The sequence below is a fragment of the Brevibacillus sp. HB1.1 genome, from assembly GCF_013332445.1.
GTDB lineage: Bacteria > Bacillota > Bacilli > Brevibacillales > Brevibacillaceae > Brevibacillus > Brevibacillus porteri.
In genome coordinates this window covers 1-14403 of record NZ_JABMIV010000005.1, presented here as the reverse complement: position 1 = coordinate 14403, position 14403 = coordinate 1, and the positions used below count along the sequence as shown (strand labels likewise).

Genomic DNA, 14403 nt, shown 5'->3' with positions numbered 1-14403 from the left:
ATAATCTTATACAATGAAAGGAGCACATCATTGATGGATGCACGAATCGAAACAAAAACGATTCAGACCGATCGACTGCTCGTTTCTTATCTGACAGCTGGCGTACTAGAAGGAGAACCGCTCCTCCTCATTCACGGCAATGCATCAGCCAACTTGTTCTGGGATGATACCATAGCGGCTCTATGTGACCAGTACCGTGTGTACGCACCTGATATGCGTGGCTATGGAGCAAGTGAAGCATTGCCCATCGATGCGACACGCGGTTTGCGAGACTGGTCGGATGACCTTCACTCGTTTATTCGGGCATTGGACTTGCCAACACCCGTCCATCTTGCCGGCTGGTCGTTGGGCGGTGGGATCGTGATGCAGTTTGCCATCGATCACCCGCAGGAAGTACGCTCCCTGATTCTAATCGCCCCCATGTCTCCTTACGGCTTTGGTGGAACCAAGGATATAGTTGGCACCCCGTGCTACAGCAGCTTCTCAGGCTCAGGTGGAGGAGCTGTCAACTCCGAGCTGGTCAAAAGGATAGCAGCCAAAGATATGAGTAATGAATCTCCCTCCAGTCCTCGCAATGTCATGAATCAGCTTTATTTCAATCCCCCGTTCCAGGTTGGCCCAGAGCAGGAAGATCGTTATGTGAGCGCGATAATCTCTACGAGAACGGGAGAGGGCTTTTACCCTGGTGCCTTTGAATACGTAAACGATTGGCCCGGTGTTGCTCCTGGGACGACAGGGATTACGAATGCGATTTCTCCCAAATACGTAAATTTGTCCGGTATTGTCCAGATGGAGCCGAAGTGTCCGATTTTATGGATTCGCGGTGCGGATGATGCCATTATCTCGGATCAGTCGCTTGCTGATTTCGGTACACTAGGCAAGCTTGGCTATGTCCCCGGATGGCCAGGGGAAGACGAATATCCTCCGCAGCCGATGGTCTCCCAAATTCGAGACGTGCTCGAACAATATCAGCGCGCTGGCGGTTCCTATCAGGAGATAGTCATGGAAAATGTGGGGCACTCTCCACACATTGAAAAGGCAGAGGAGTTTGTAGCGCTCATTCGAAAGACCGTCAGGGCATGAGCCTGGCGGTTTTTTTGCGATCCATTGGTTTCCTCCCCACCAAAATGGAGCGAATACCCGATGATGAACAACTTTAACATTTTCCTTGCCTAAACCATACACCATCTGGGCTATTTCGGCGTTTCTTTCTCCGCTTTCGATACCTTCAAGTTAAATTCTCTTTCCTGCTCCTCAATAATTGTTCGATCCTCTGCATTATCTCTCACTACTTTTTGCGTCAAAATCGATCCAACTGCTACCAGAAGCATACATGCGATATAATACCCCTTTTCGTGCAGCTGAAGACCTGTTGCATTGTATAAACCGATTGAAAATAGCAGTACACCTGCCCCCAATGTAAAGTATGCCAAGAAAGTGAAGGCTCCCGTGTTGCGCATCCGATGCTTTTGTGGATACATAGTAACACCCCTCACATAAGTCAACCGGACGATTTCTCGCCCGGTTGCCACTATGATTACTTCACAGCTTCCTTCTTGCCAAAGAAAGTACGCAACGCCTTGTATACCTCGCCCTTTTCCCGAATGACACAATGCATGAATTTCGGCTCTTTGATGTGGCGATACGCTGACATGAGGGTTGAATGACGATTATACTGATTCACTTCGCCATAGCCGAACATGTTGCATCTCTCCATGAGCTCTTTCACCAGCTTTACGCAGCGCTCATTGTCAGACGTGAGGTTGTCGCCGTCGGAAAAATGGAACGGGTAAATGTTGTACTGCGATGTTGGGTAGCGGCTATCGATGATCTCCAACGCCTTTTTGTAGGCAGAGGAGCAGATCGTCCCCCCACTTTCCCCTTTCGAGAAAAAGGTGTCCTCCGTTACTTCTTTCGCATCCGTATGATGGGCAATGAAGACGATCTCGACTTTTTCGTACTTGGTGCGCAGAAAACGTACCATCCAGAAGAAAAAGCTGCGGGCAATATACTTTTCAAACACGCCCATACTTCCCGACGTATCCATCATCGCAATAATGACAGCATTGGAATGAGGCTTGATGATCTCTTCCCACGTCTTAAAGCGCAGGTCATCATCGGTGATCCCCAGCTCCATATCACTGTAGCCTGCCAGCGCATTTCGGCGGATGGCCGCAATCAGCGTACGTTTTTTATCAATGTTGCCCATCAAGCCTTTTTTCCGGACATCATTGAACCGAGTCTCTTCCACGACGATTTGTTCCTCGTCTTTTTGTTGAAGGTTCGGCAGCTCCAGCTCGGCGAAAAGCATCTCCTGCAATTCTTCTACGCTGATTTCAGCCTCGTAGTAGTCTACACCTGGCTGATCACCCGCTCCCTGACCCTTTCCTGGCCCTTGCGCCGGATCGCCGTCACGGGCGACGACATCTCCTACTTTACTGTTTCCTTTACCTTGACCGCCATGTTTTCCCTTTTGGAAGTTAAAACGCAATCGGTATTCATCCAGGGAGCGAATAGGGATCTTAATAACTTCCCGACCATTCGACATGATGATGTTTTCTTCGCTGACGAGATCGGGCAGATTTTTTTTGATCGCTTCTTTCACTTTTTCCTGGTGTCGATTTTGGTCCTGGTACCCTTTGCGGTGCAGCGACCAGTCTTCCCGGGAGACAATGAACGATGATTCATCTTTCATGCCGTCTCCTCCTAGCAACTGGCGCAATCTGCGCCGAATATGACGTGCTCCTCATGTCGCCAAAGTTCTGTCATCTGTTCAACAGGCTACCCACATAGCGCAGCAGCTCATTTGCGCAAACGGGGCAATATTGATGCTCTTCGATAAGACGCTTGGTGACCTCATTAATCTTCTTGAGCTGATGCTCATCCGGCGTTTTGTTCGAGGTCGTAATTTTGACGACATCCTTTAGATCGGCAAACAGCTTCTTCTCGATAGCTTCCCGCAGGCGATCATGCGTGCTGTAGTCAAAACGCTTCCCTTTACGCGCATAGGCCGAGATACGGATGAGAATTTCTTCGCGGAAGGCCCGCTTGGCATTTTCCGAGATGCCGATTTGCTCCTCGATGGAACGCATCAGGCGCTCATCTGGATCCATCTCCTCACCTGTAACGGGGTCACGGATTTTATTCATGTTGCAATAAGCTTCCACATTGTCCAAATAGTTATCCATGAGCGTTTTTGCCGACTCTTCGTAGCTGTAGACAAACGCCTTCTGCACTTCTTTTTTCGCCAGCTCGTCGTATTCCTTGCGCGCGATAGAGATGAAGTTCATATACCTCTCCCGCTGCTCCTTGGTGATAGATGGATGCTGGTCAAAGCCTTCTTTAAGCGCCCGAAGAATATCAAGCGCATTGATGCACTCAGTGTCGCGGCGGATCAGTGCACTGGAGATACGGTTGATGACATAACGCGGATCAATACCGGACATTCCTTCATCGGCATGCTCGTTACGCAGTTCTTCCAGATCGGCTCCCTTGAAGCCTTCCACCGATTCACCGTCATACAGCCGCATCTTTTTCAGTAGATCGGCCCCTTGTTTTTTCGATTCTTTCAGGCGGGTCATAATGGAAAAGACTGCTGCTGACCGGAGCGCATGCGGTGCAATATGCACATGCCCCAAGTCGGATTGCTTGATTAATTTTGCGTATATTTTTTCTTCGTCACTGACACGCAGATTATACGGCATCGGCATGACGATAATCCGAGATTGCAGCGCCTCATTTTTCTTATTCCCAATAAAAGCCTTGTACTCCGATTCGTTTGTATGCGCAACAATCAGTTCATCTGCAGAAATGAGGGCAAAACGACCTGCCTTGAAGTTTCCTTCCTGTGTCAGCGACAGGAGATGCCACAAAAATTTCTCGTCGCATTTCAGCATTTCCTGAAACTCCATCAATCCGCGATTGGCTTTGTTCAGCTCCCCATCAAAACGATACGCACGCGGGTCGGACTCAGAGCCGTACTTCGTAATCGTCGAAAAGTCGATGCTCCCCGTCAAATCGGCAATATCCTGAGACTTCGGATCAGAAGGGCTAAATGTACCGATACCGACACGATTGGCTTCAGAAAACAAAATCCGGTGAACAGGGAAATCCTCGATGCACCCTCCATATTCGGTTTCCAACCTCATCCGGTTATAGGGTGTCAATTCTCCTTCAATCTTGATTCCCAGCTCTTCTTCCACCTCTGGACGCAGCTCGTGCGGGATAAGATGAAGTGGTTCTTCGTGCATGGGGCAGCCATCAAGTGCATAGATCGCTCCGTCTTCCGTCCGTGAATACTCTTCCAGTCCTCGTTTGAGCATCGTCACGAGCGTAGACTTACCGCCACTGACAGGCCCCATCAAGAGCAAGATGCGTTTGCGGACATCCAGACGACGCGCAGCCGAGTGGAAATATTCCTCCACTAGGCGCTCAACAGAACGATCCAGTCCGAAGATTTCCCGACTAAAAAATTGATACGAACGTGAGCCGTCCTCGTTCTCTTCAACCCCCGCACTTTTAATCATGTTGTAGACGCGTGAATGCGCCGTTTGGGCAATTTGCGGATTTTTACGTACCAGTTGCAAATATTCGGCGAATGTTCCTCTCCACATCAGGTTTTCTTCGCGGGCCCGGTGCTCAGCGATCCGTTTTAAAATGTCCATGTTCGACACTCCTCCCTCTTAAGCCCCTCTCTCTTCCCAACGACAATGTACTCTCATGTATATGTCCGCCTGCGGTCACGCATTCACGTGCAAGCCGTTTTCTCCGGTTGCCAACAGGCTCTTACAGCCTTTACATATGTGTATGCGAGACATCTGCACAAGTTTCAGCAATCTTCCCATAAAAAATCCGTCACATTGCTTTTTAACAGCTTGGAAGATTACGGAATTGTAAGGTTTACCGTGCGTAGCTGTAAGTTGATTCGATGGTTTGTAAGCCCATCTCCCCTGTAAAATACAATCATAAGCAACATACACGGAGGCCAAGACGGATTGGCGTAAAATAATAGGAGGAACGATCATGGATATTCAAGCAGAATGCATTCAAGTGAAAAAAGGACTTTATTTGACTGGCATCGCGAGCTTGGTGATTCTTGCGATATTCATTTACCAAGCAGTGACAGGGATGGAACTCGATACTGGTGAGAAACTGAGTGTATATATTGCGCTAAGTGCTTTTTTGAAGCTTGTGTATGACTATCGAAAATTGTCACTCACAAGGGCGCAACAGCTTTAATTCGTTTGCAAAGTGGGCAGGCTACGCTATAATGGGAGTAGTTTGTTTACGAAAGGAGCTGTCAAACGTGGGTACATTTATCGTAGCATTGGTCCTCGGAGCTTTTCTGTTTTTCATGCTGACAGCGGGCTACAACGAAGACAAAACCTGGAACATGTAAGAAGCATCCAGGGGAAAAAAGCAGGCTGCCTACTGTGGCAACCTGCTTTTTTTGTTTTCTTGTTATTTCTTATTCTCTTTCTTTTCTGCTTTCTTCGCTTCGATTTCAGCCTTGATTTCTTTTGTGCTCTTACCTGCTGTGTCAACGCCCCACTTGGCCGCCTTTTCTTTCAGGTTCTCGAGCTGTTCTTGCTTCTTCGCTTCTTTGGCTGCCTTTTTCTCAGCGTTTTCTGCTTTTTTTGCTACTTTTGCTTCTTTAATAGCCGCTTTTACTTCCTTCGCCGTTTTACCTGCCGTATCAACGCCCAGCTTCACAGCTTTATCATTTAGCTTGGCGAGTTGTTCTTGCTTCTTCGCTTCTTTTGCCGCTTTTTTCTCAGCGTTTTCTGCTTTCTTTGCTGCTTTTGCTTCTTGAATGGCTGCTTTTACTTCCTTATTTGTTTTATCCGTGGTTTTTACGCCCCACTTGGCAGCCTTCGCGTTCAGTTTTGCTTTGTTTTCTTCCTTTTTCTCCGCTTTGGAGTGCTTAACCGTAGCATCCGCTGCTGTATCCGCCGCAGTCACTCCAGAGATACCGCTAAACAACAAGGTAGCCATCACCAGAGACGAAACAAGTTTTTTCATGCAGATTTCCTCCTTTATTATGTAAAACGTGATCGTACACCCCTAGCCTACCTGATGATTTTGGGAAAAGTATGTGAAAAAGCAGGCTTGACCATTTTTTCAAACGGACAGCCTGCTTCTCGCCTATTCTTTCATGGCCATTTCTTAACGCGCAAACACACCGCTTTTCTCAGAAATCGCCGTAAACAGCTCTTCTAATGATCCCCGCTGATCTACCGGATACTGAGGCTCCCCACGGTCTTCCATCCAATTGGTTACCAAAAACGTCTTCATCCCCAGCTTGGATGCGACCATGTCCTCCTGCATGTGATTCCCGACCATGACACAGTCTGTCGGTTCAACCCCGAGCTTTTGGCAAATCTCATTGTAATAACCAGGATTCGGCTTCGTGAAATGCGACTCCTCGTAGACGGTGACTAGCTCGAATTCATCCGGGGACATCCCGATCCAAGCAAGGCGATGGTGAATCGCATCACGCGGGAAAACAGGATTCGTCGCTACTGCAACCCGAAATCCTTGCTCTTTGGCGGCAGTAATAATCTGCTTTGCCCATGGCGAAGGATACGTCAGGTGAGAAAGTGTCGGAAACACATCGCGATAAAACGAATCGAACAGAGGCCATATTTCCTCCCGATCCCACTCACTGTGTTCCATAAAATGTTCGATAAAAACTTGTTCGTTCGTCTTATCCGGCTCTTGGTTCATGATCATTGCCTTGGTCGCATCCCAAATCAGCGCCAACAGCTTTTCGGTATCATACTTATCTCCGACATGACGACCTACTTCAACCAAGTAACTTTTGACAAAGGGTTCTGTCTGCATCTCTAATAACGTACCGTCCAAATCAAACAGGATGGTGTTCACAGTCATAATGAATCTCTCCCTCCCAAATGCCTTACGATAGCGATGGAAAACCTAACTGACGAAGTCCCTCAAACAAGACAATAGCTGCACAATTGGACAGGTTCACAGATCGGGTCGCACCGCTCATCGGGATACGAATAGTCTGTTCCCGATATTTTTCTGTCAGCTCTTCCGGCAAACCCGTCGTCTCCTTGCCCAAGATAATGTAGTCGCCATCTCGGAAAGAAACGTCCGTATACAACTTTTCCCCCCAGGTCTCCACAAAGTAAAAGGTGCCCGCACCTTCTCCTTGTGCCGCAGCAAAGTGCTCAAAGCTCTCATGATGATGAACATTTACTGCATGCCAATAATCGAGACCAGCCCGCTTCAGGTAACGATCGTCCGTTGAAAATCCGAGCGGATGAATCAAATGCAGATGCGCTCCTGTCGCTGCACATGAACGGGCAATGTTTCCCGTATTGGCCGGAATGAGCGGCTCATGCAAAACAATATGTAACGGCATATCTGAAAATCTCCTTGTAAATTGCGAACTTGATACCTGTACACGTCCTATTATACCACCGTGCCCAGCTTCTGTAACAAATGGAGTGCCTGCTGCATCTAATCAGAAACTTTTGGCTATCGAAGGAGTGACGATTAGATGGGGACACCCCTATCATTTGTGCGAAGACTTGTCGCACATGTGAGCATCCTGAGTTTGATCCTATTAGGCGCCAGTTGGATGTGGACTGATTTTTCTTCGTTCCCCGCCCTGGAAACATGGAGTATGATTCTCGGCTATCTCTCATTTATTTTGATTGGCTGCACCTTACTGATTGGTCCATTCCAGTCCTGGCTCCCTGCTGGCAGGATGGCTGTCAGCTTGTCCATCCGCCGAGATATCGGCATATGGGCTGGGCTAACTGGACTGCTGCACGTCATTCTTGTGCTCGTCCTTTTTGAAAGTGAGCCTCGCCTGATGATCATAGATAACAACCGTTCTGAAAAGGCTGATGGATGGCTGGGTCTGTTCTTTTTCTCTTCCTCGGATCCAACCATGTGGCCATCTCCCAACTGGACCCTCACAGGCGTTGCAAACTATCTTGGGCTGCTTGCTTTTTTCATGCTACTGGCCCTGTGGCTGACGTCTTCTGCACGGGCAGAAAAATGGCTGGGTGGCTCCAGTTGGAAAAGGCTTCATCTCGCCAATCCATGGCTGTTTGTCATCGTCTTATTCCATGGCTTGATTTACATCCAATCCATTAAAGGAGAACCGCATACCTTTTCAGACATGCTCGTTTTCGCGGCAATGATTTGGATGATTCGCAGCATCTCTTTTATACGAAGAGCTTTTTTTCGCAAGCGATAATTATACCCCTCTTATATGAAAGAAGGCATAGCGCATTTTGGGCGTGTAGGCTGTGGAATCTTCATATGCCCAATAACGCATGCTGCTATCTGTCGTATGGGCATTCACTAACGGCATCTGATTCGCGTCTTTTGCGACCACGATCGTATTGTGCTGAAAACGCCCATCCCCGTTAAAATCATAACAAATGATATCACCTGGGACCAATTCGGCCGCAGAGCTTTTCGTAACCGCCCGCATAGGTGGTCCACCCGATTTCAAAAGCAAATACAAGCTATGCGCCACCGTCCAGCTATAGCTCCAAGAGGTGCCTTTTCCCGTGCGAATCCACCAACCCTTGCCCATCTCTTTCGACATCAGCATAGGGATTCCACCAGCGTGTAAACATTGCGAAATAAAATTCGTACAGTCATCCGGAAAACGAGGATATACGGGATTGGTCGTGTTCCAGTAGCGTTCCGCATACGCGACTGCATTTGTAGCGTTGTATCCTCCTGCTCCATGAACAACCAGCGTAGGTTGGTCAATGGCATCCTCGACGCCTGACACAACGATGACAGGCTCCTCCTCTTCCTCGACCACCAATTTTTGATCACCATTCGACTCCCTTGCCCCGATAATCGACCACTTTTCATTCGTTTTGAGCAACTGGAGCTGGAACAATCTTTTGTTTGCCTCTTTATACTTGGTATGCTTGATCCCCAAGGTTTTATTTTCTTGCCATTGAACCGTTATTTCCATGGTGGCATCGGTATCTACCCAGCACATGGGCGTTACTTGTCCCTGGACAGCCAACAATTTGACTCCCCGCTCCTCGATTTTCCGCTTTTCCCGGTTCAGTCGATCCCATTCTTCCTGTGCGCCAGACTCTCCTGTGCAATAAAAAGGCAGCAGCCGCTCATATCTTCCGTCCATAGATGACTGGTGAACTGCTTGAAAGTATTGCTGAACAAATTCACGCCACTCCACTTTCCCCTCCTCCTTTCCCCCTCCAGACTGCGACATAGACCCATGAACCGTTCATCTCAATGAAGAATATGTCACTCGCGGAGCATTCAGAAGAAAAAGAAAAGCTGCCCGAGCAAGCAGACAGCTTATTTGGAAGAAGCGTGAGCAAAAAGTGGACCTTCTTCTAAGGACAGCAAATATTTTTTAATGGATAAGCCACCCCCGTACCCGACCAAGGCACCATTCGAGCCAACGACACGATGGCAAGGTATAATGACAGGAATCGGATTTCGATTGTTCGCACCGCCAATGGCCCGAACAGCTTTCGCTGCTCCAATAGCCAAGGCAATATCTTTGTAAGAACGAGTTTCTCCATAGGGGATGTTCGATAGCTCATTCCATACATCCTTTTGAAAGGGAGTTCCGTACAATACGGTTGGAACATCAAACGTCTTTCGCTTGCCTGCAAAATACTCTTCTAATTGTTTTTTTGCAGACTCATTGATCGTATCGTTGCGCGTTGGAGTAATTCCTAAGAACGTTTTTTTGCACCAGCGCACCAGAGGCGCTAATCCGTCTTGTTCATTGGCAAACTGAATGTAGCACAGCCCTTCTTCTGTAGAAGCCAAGAGCAATGGTCCAATCGGTGAATCCATCATGGTATAGCCTAATTCCTTTGCCATTTTACGTCCTCCCTCTCTCGTTCAAACTAAGCCTGTGCGCGAATCATGCTCATGCCTTTTTCTATCTCTTCCACCACTTCTGGTGACGCCTCTTTTGCTTTTGCGGAAATGAGCGCTTCTTGTGCCTGCTCTCCTCCGATTTTTCCAAGTGCCCATGCAGCAGTTCCACGAATGACGGTACGGGGGTCTTCGAACAAAAGACGCTCCAAATGAGGAACAGCCGTCCGATCTTTGAAATGTGCAAGTGCTAATATGGCATTGCGCTGAATGGGCTTTTTGCCCCGCCAAGATGAAGAGGATAGACCGAACTTTTCCTTGAACTCCTTATTGCTCATCTGAAGCAGCGGAATCAATAAAGGCTTGGCAATCTCTGGATCAGGCTGAAATTCAGCATGATGGTCGTTGTCGATGCGACGATTCTTAGGACATACCGTCTGACAAGTGTCGCAACCATACAGCCGATTCCCGATTTTCCCGCGGAATTCATCGGGAATAAAATCTTTTACCTGAGTCAAATACGCAACACATCGCTGTGCATCAAGCTGTCCGCCCTGAATCAAGGCTCCGGTCGGACAAGCATCTACACATATATTACAGTCGCCACAGCCTTCTTCGATCGGTAGGTCGCTTGGCAACGGAAGATTCGTTACAAGCTCACCCAAGTACACCCATGATCCAAACTCCGGCGTTATGATGGCACAATTTTTTCCTACAAACCCAATCCCAGCTCGCTCGGCAACCGCCCGATCAGACAATGCTCCCGTGTCTACCATGGATTCGATCCGAGCTCCTGGCTCCAGCTCCATAATGAATCGAGTCAGCTTGTCCAGCTTGTCGCGCAGAACGTGATGGTAATCGGTTCCCCATGCTGCACGGCACAAGATTCCCCGATACGCACCAGGTTCTGACTTTGGTGGATTTTTTAACTTGGATGGATAGGCAAGTGCGATAGAAATCAGCGAACGTGCCCCGTCCAACAACAGTTCTGGATTCGTCCTCTTTTCTAAATCAGGCTCCTCAAATCCAGATTCATAACCCTTTTCCCGGTGTACAAGAAGCCGTTCTTTTAAGGTCGTGAATGGATCGGCACTGGCAAACCCGATCTTATCGATTCCGATTTCCTTGGCATAGTCAATGATGGACTGCTTTGTCTGCTCCCAGTACTGCAAGTCGTTCACAGCTGTTTAATCGCTCCTGTCGCCAATTCGTCGCAGCGGTTGTTCCATTTGTTGTCGGCGTGTCCTTTGACTTTTACGTACTCTACCTTGTGTGTGTCCATCAATTGCAGCAGTTCTTTCCATAAGTCCTGATTTTCCACCTGCTGGCCTTTGCTGTTTCTCCAGCCGTTTTTCAGCCAGCCTTTATACCAGCCTTGTTTGAAGCAGTTAACCAAGTATGCACTGTCGCTATATAGCGTCACCTTACATGGCTCCTTCAATGTAGAGAGCGCCTTGATGGCTGCCAACAGCTCCATTCTGTTATTCGTTGTATGCGGCTCGGCTCCGGACATTTCCTTGATGTGTTGGCCGTACATCAGTACAGCTCCCCAACCACCTGGTCCTGGATTGCCAGAACAAGCTCCGTCTGTATAAATTTCAACCTCACGCATCGTCATCGTCAGGGGTTCCCTCCTCTGTTCTCTTCTATTGTATCGAAGCTTAGTCGCTTCCACAAAAATTTTTTGTTATACTACCAAAAATAGGTTTAGTAAGGAGTGTCTATAGATGAAAGTTCAGCTAGATTGTTCCGTGTCCGAGCGTCTGCCGCAATTTTCTCTCGGCATATTACAATACAACAATGCTACCGTCAGTGACTCCCCAAAAATGCTGCAGGGACGCATTAATTATTATGTGGAGAGCTTGCGGCTTGCGCACGACACTGCAAACCTAACAGAAATAGAAGGCGTCCGCGAGTGGAGGGCCTGCTTTAAGCAAGTTGGCATTGATCCGTCCAGATACCGCCCTTCCTCCGAAGCATTACTGCGCCGACTGCTGCAGGGAAATCATTTTTTCTGGATCAACAGCGCTGTTGATGTTAATAATTTTTTCTCAGTTTTGCACGCGCTTCCTTTTGGGATTTATGACGTCAATCACTTAGCAGGTGATATCACTTGTCGTCTTGGCCACGCCGATGATGTCTATGAAGGATTAAACGGACGCGAAGTCAACATGGAAGGGAAACTGCTTCTCGCTGATGGTAACGGCGCATTTGGGAGTCCCATCGTCGATTCCAAGCGCTCATGCGTAACGGAACAAAGCCGCACACTACTCCAAGTCATCTTTTTCCATGAAAAAATGGAACAATCTAAAAAAGAAGAAATCGTAGGTTCAGTTGGCCGCATGTTTACGGAAATCAACGGTGGCGAGCTGACTCACTCCTCTATTGTTACCGCCTAAGAAAAAGACGGCCCGTCATGCAGCCTGGCCGTCTTTTTCTACGCTATCTTCCTTTTTTCTAAAAACAATATGTTCTAGGACCAGGGACACAATAACTCCGAGCAATAAGCCATTGCCAAACAAAAAGCTGACTAGTGCAGGAAGTTGCTTCCAAGCTACAGCAGGTACGAACATGACTCCGATCCCGACCAGAAGTGAGCTTCCCCCAACAATAATCGTACGTTCGTCCATCTTCAGATTCACATAATCCTTCAACCCGAAGCCAAGCAGTTGCGTATAGGAAATGAACATCGCCGCATATGCCACTGGAGTAGGCAAAGCCGCCAAAAAATGGGCAACAGTGGGAATCAGCCCAATCAGCATCATCCCCAGCATCGCTATTATAAATGGCAAGCGCGAAGCCATTTTCGTCGTTTGAATAACCGCTGCTGCCAAGGAAAGTGGAATCATACCAACCACACCGCTCAAGCCTGACAGGAAATGGGATACCCCTGTAAAAATACCACCGCGATTGTACTGCTTTTCAGTAGGCACAGTGTCTGTCGCTTTTCCCATGACTGACAAACTCGTCATGAGGTTTGTCAACAGAACGAATCCTGTCAGCATACTTGTTAATACAACGCCCCAATCCCAACGTGGGGGTCCCCAAAAGAAAATGGAAGGCCATGAAAATAATTGCTCAGTAGGTCGGACAGGTTCTGTCCATCCAAGAAGCGCGTACACGATCCAGCCCCCAACCATGCCAAACAAAACCGCAAAACTGGAGAATCGTTTCGTTCTCATAATGAACACAACAAGGGCTACGATCCCTATGGACACGATTGCTACACCCGGTTGTACCTCTTTTGAATGCTGAAAACCAATACCGAGCATGCCCGTGAGAATGTTGCTACACAAAGAAACAGCAAGCAAAATCATATACGTACCTGATACCAGTGGTGTAAACCACTTCTGTAATTTTCCAATCCAGCCTAATAAGCCAAAAATGAAAAAGAGTAGACCTGCTAATATCATCCCCACTTGAAAGGATTGTCCAATTTCTTGTGGATGAATACCCATGCTCGTTCCGAGTTGAGCCAAAATGATAAAGATCCCCCACCATAATCCAGCCGGTCCTTCTATCATCGGATAGCGGTGTCCAATCCACACTTGCAGTAACGACGCGAGCCCAATGTAAAACATGGTCTGCTGCATCAGCTTTCCAATTTCATCAGCCTGCAAGCCGTACATATCTCCAATCATTAGTGGTACCGCCACACTGCTGGAAACAGTTACGATCATCCATTGCAATACGGACAGCGTCGTGATCCCCATTGGCGGTTTGTCTTGCAGTTTGTAAAACACCTCAACCACCTCGTCCTGTTACTTACACAAGTTGTCTATTTCCCCTGTCTACACTATGCGCATATCAATGCAGAAAAAAACCCCAATCATCAAGATATCTTGACATTCAGGGTTAGCTTGTAAATGTATGGTGCCGGTGAAGGGACTTGAACCCCCACGGTTTCCCTCACGATTTTGAGTCGCGCGCGTCTGCCATTCCGCCACACCGGCAAATACTTTGGAGGAGGCACCCGGATTTGAACCGGGGGTGAGGGTTTTGCAGACCCGTGCCTTACCACTTGGCTATGCCTCCATGATATAAGGTGAAACAATTTGAGAAATGGAGCGGACGAAGGGTCTCGAACCCTCGACCTTCGCCTTGGCAAGGCGACGCTCTACCAATTGAGCTACGTCCGCATTTTAATGGCTGGGGTACTAGGATTTGAACCTAGGAATGACGGAGTCAAAGTCCGTTGCCTTACCGCTTGGCTATACCCCAATAAGTAATCCCCAACTATGTATTTATGGGGCGATCGATGGGACTTGAACCCACGAGTGCCGGAGCCACAATCCGGTGCGTTAACCCCTTCGCCACGACCGCCATGATTACTACTAATGTTTTGAAAAATGGCAGGGGCAGTAGGAATCGAACCCACACCAAAGGTTTTGGAGACCTTCGTTCTACCGTTAAACTATGCCCCTATAAAGGTGGCTCGGGACGGAATCGAACCGCCGACACGAGGATTTTCAGTCCTCTGCTCTACCGACTGAGCTACCGAGCCTTATATCTATGCTTTACGCGCCAATTTCATTTGAATAG

General features: G+C 48.1%; 15 protein-coding genes and 7 tRNA genes. 4 read left to right on the top strand and 18 right to left on the bottom strand.

The features are described from left to right. Positions 1–33: 33 nt before the first annotated feature. Positions 34–1083 carry an alpha/beta hydrolase gene (locus HPY27_RS14740; RefSeq protein WP_174225330.1) on the top strand — a complete coding sequence of 350 codons (1050 nt, stop codon included), beginning with the start codon at positions 34–36 and terminating at the stop codon, positions 1081–1083. A gap of 110 nt (positions 1084–1193) precedes the next feature. Here the strand turns inward: HPY27_RS14740 and HPY27_RS14735 are convergent, their stop codons facing one another. The 3 genes from HPY27_RS14735 to HPY27_RS14725 form a co-directional block, all read right to left on the bottom strand. Further along, on the bottom strand, positions 1194–1481 hold the full coding sequence (locus HPY27_RS14735) for a YiaA/YiaB family inner membrane protein (RefSeq protein WP_017251937.1): 288 nt from the start codon (positions 1479–1481) through the stop codon (positions 1194–1196). A gap of 56 nt (positions 1482–1537) precedes the next feature. Continuing rightward, positions 1538–2695, bottom strand: a complete 1158-nt coding sequence (yhbH, locus tag HPY27_RS14730; RefSeq protein WP_017251936.1) for a sporulation protein YhbH — start codon at positions 2693–2695, stop codon at positions 1538–1540. A 70-nt stretch (positions 2696–2765) separates the two neighbouring features. Continuing rightward, entirely contained in the window at positions 2766–4664 is a 1899-nt protein-coding gene (locus HPY27_RS14725) for a PrkA family serine protein kinase (protein WP_173623242.1), read from the bottom strand. 358 nt (positions 4665–5022) lie between these two features. Here HPY27_RS14725 and HPY27_RS14720 point away from each other — a divergent pair, with 358 nt between their 5' ends. After that, entirely contained in the window at positions 5023–5238 is a 216-nt protein-coding gene (locus tag HPY27_RS14720) for a hypothetical protein (RefSeq protein WP_174225329.1), read from the top strand. A 222-nt stretch (positions 5239–5460) separates the two neighbouring features. Here HPY27_RS14720 and HPY27_RS14715 read toward each other — a convergent pair whose 3' ends face one another. From HPY27_RS14715 to trmL, 3 genes are all read right to left on the bottom strand, one after another. Beyond that, positions 5461–6021 (bottom strand): hypothetical protein, encoded by a 561-nt coding sequence (locus HPY27_RS14715; protein ID WP_174225328.1) that lies wholly within the window; start codon positions 6019–6021, stop codon positions 5461–5463. A 144-nt stretch (positions 6022–6165) separates the two neighbouring features. Further along, complete coding sequence (locus tag HPY27_RS14710; protein ID WP_069853086.1) at positions 6166–6891, bottom strand: HAD family hydrolase; 726 nt, start codon at positions 6889–6891, stop codon at positions 6166–6168. 25 nt (positions 6892–6916) lie between these two features. Next, positions 6917–7387, bottom strand: a complete 471-nt coding sequence (gene trmL, locus HPY27_RS14705) for a tRNA (uridine(34)/cytosine(34)/5-carboxymethylaminomethyluridine(34)-2'-O)-methyltransferase TrmL (protein ID WP_048031461.1) — start codon at positions 7385–7387, stop codon at positions 6917–6919. Between the two features lie 138 nt (positions 7388–7525). On the opposite strand from trmL, the gene HPY27_RS14700 reads away from it, so the two are divergent. Further along, positions 7526–8233 carry a ferric reductase-like transmembrane domain-containing protein gene (locus HPY27_RS14700; protein WP_174225327.1) on the top strand — a complete coding sequence of 236 codons (708 nt, stop codon included), beginning with the start codon at positions 7526–7528 and terminating at the stop codon, positions 8231–8233. Here the strand turns inward: HPY27_RS14700 and HPY27_RS14695 are convergent, their stop codons facing one another. The 4 genes from HPY27_RS14695 to rnhA form a co-directional block, all read right to left on the bottom strand. Continuing rightward, positions 8234–9202: an amidase domain-containing protein gene (locus HPY27_RS14695; protein WP_174225326.1), complete on the bottom strand. Its 969-nt coding sequence runs from the start codon at positions 9200–9202 to the stop codon at positions 8234–8236. A gap of 125 nt (positions 9203–9327) precedes the next feature. After that, positions 9328–9864 (bottom strand): methylated-DNA--[protein]-cysteine S-methyltransferase, encoded by a 537-nt coding sequence (locus HPY27_RS14690; RefSeq protein ID WP_069853095.1) that lies wholly within the window; start codon positions 9862–9864, stop codon positions 9328–9330. Positions 9865–9890: 26 nt separating this feature from the next. Further along, positions 9891–11042, bottom strand: coding sequence for a tRNA epoxyqueuosine(34) reductase QueG (gene queG, locus HPY27_RS14685; RefSeq protein WP_174225325.1), 1152 nt, complete (start codon positions 11040–11042; stop codon positions 9891–9893). After that, entirely contained in the window at positions 11039–11473 is a 435-nt protein-coding gene (rnhA, locus tag HPY27_RS14680) for a ribonuclease HI (protein ID WP_174225465.1), read from the bottom strand. Before rnhA ends, queG begins: the two co-directional genes overlap by 4 nt. Positions 11474–11588: 115 nt before the next feature. Between rnhA and HPY27_RS14675 the strand changes: the two genes are divergently transcribed. Further along, positions 11589–12260 (top strand): B3/B4 domain-containing protein, encoded by a 672-nt coding sequence (locus HPY27_RS14675; RefSeq protein ID WP_174225324.1) that lies wholly within the window; start codon positions 11589–11591, stop codon positions 12258–12260. Positions 12261–12275: 15 nt separating this feature from the next. Here the strand turns inward: HPY27_RS14675 and HPY27_RS14670 are convergent, their stop codons facing one another. The 8 genes from HPY27_RS14670 to HPY27_RS14635 all read right to left on the bottom strand — a co-directional run bounded on the left by HPY27_RS14670 (position 12276) and on the right by HPY27_RS14635 (position 14365). Next, a complete protein-coding gene (locus HPY27_RS14670) occupies positions 12276–13604 on the bottom strand; it encodes a purine/pyrimidine permease (protein WP_174225323.1) in 1329 nt (442 codons plus the stop codon). Positions 13605–13732: 128 nt separating this feature from the next. Continuing rightward, a tRNA-Leu gene (locus tag HPY27_RS14665) sits at positions 13733–13814 on the bottom strand. Positions 13815–13822: 8 nt separating this feature from the next. Next, positions 13823–13896, bottom strand: a tRNA-Cys gene (locus HPY27_RS14660). 28 nt (positions 13897–13924) lie between these two features. After that, a tRNA-Gly gene (locus HPY27_RS14655) sits at positions 13925–14000 on the bottom strand. 7 nt (positions 14001–14007) lie between these two features. Further along, a tRNA-Gln gene (locus tag HPY27_RS14650) sits at positions 14008–14082 on the bottom strand. A gap of 26 nt (positions 14083–14108) precedes the next feature. Then, positions 14109–14184, bottom strand: a tRNA-His gene (locus HPY27_RS14645). Positions 14185–14211: 27 nt separating this feature from the next. Next, positions 14212–14285, bottom strand: a tRNA-Trp gene (locus HPY27_RS14640). A gap of 7 nt (positions 14286–14292) precedes the next feature. After that, positions 14293–14365 (bottom strand) — tRNA-Phe (locus HPY27_RS14635). Positions 14366–14403: the final 38 nt, after the last annotated feature.

Coding starts and splice junctions, on each gene's coding strand:
- HPY27_RS14740 (WP_174225330.1), top strand. CDS start 34: ATGGATGCACGAATCGAAACAAAAACGATTCAGACCGATCGACTGCTC.
- HPY27_RS14735 (WP_017251937.1), bottom strand. CDS start 1,481: ATGTATCCACAAAAGCATCGGATGCGCAACACGGGAGCCTTCACTTTC.
- yhbH (WP_017251936.1), bottom strand. CDS start 2,695: ATGAAAGATGAATCATCGTTCATTGTCTCCCGGGAAGACTGGTCGCTG.
- HPY27_RS14725 (WP_173623242.1), bottom strand. CDS start 4,664: ATGGACATTTTAAAACGGATCGCTGAGCACCGGGCCCGCGAAGAAAAC.
- HPY27_RS14720 (WP_174225329.1), top strand. CDS start 5,023: ATGGATATTCAAGCAGAATGCATTCAAGTGAAAAAAGGACTTTATTTG.
- HPY27_RS14715 (WP_174225328.1), bottom strand. CDS start 6,021: ATGAAAAAACTTGTTTCGTCTCTGGTGATGGCTACCTTGTTGTTTAGC.
- HPY27_RS14710 (WP_069853086.1), bottom strand. CDS start 6,891: ATGACTGTGAACACCATCCTGTTTGATTTGGACGGTACGTTATTAGAG.
- trmL (WP_048031461.1), bottom strand. CDS start 7,387: ATGCCGTTACATATTGTTTTGCATGAGCCGCTCATTCCGGCCAATACG.
- HPY27_RS14700 (WP_174225327.1), top strand. CDS start 7,526: ATGGGGACACCCCTATCATTTGTGCGAAGACTTGTCGCACATGTGAGC.
- HPY27_RS14690 (WP_069853095.1), bottom strand. CDS start 9,864: ATGGCAAAGGAATTAGGCTATACCATGATGGATTCACCGATTGGACCA.
- rnhA (WP_174225465.1), bottom strand. CDS start 11,473: ATGCGTGAGGTTGAAATTTATACAGACGGAGCTTGTTCTGGCAATCCA.
- HPY27_RS14675 (WP_174225324.1), top strand. CDS start 11,589: ATGAAAGTTCAGCTAGATTGTTCCGTGTCCGAGCGTCTGCCGCAATTT.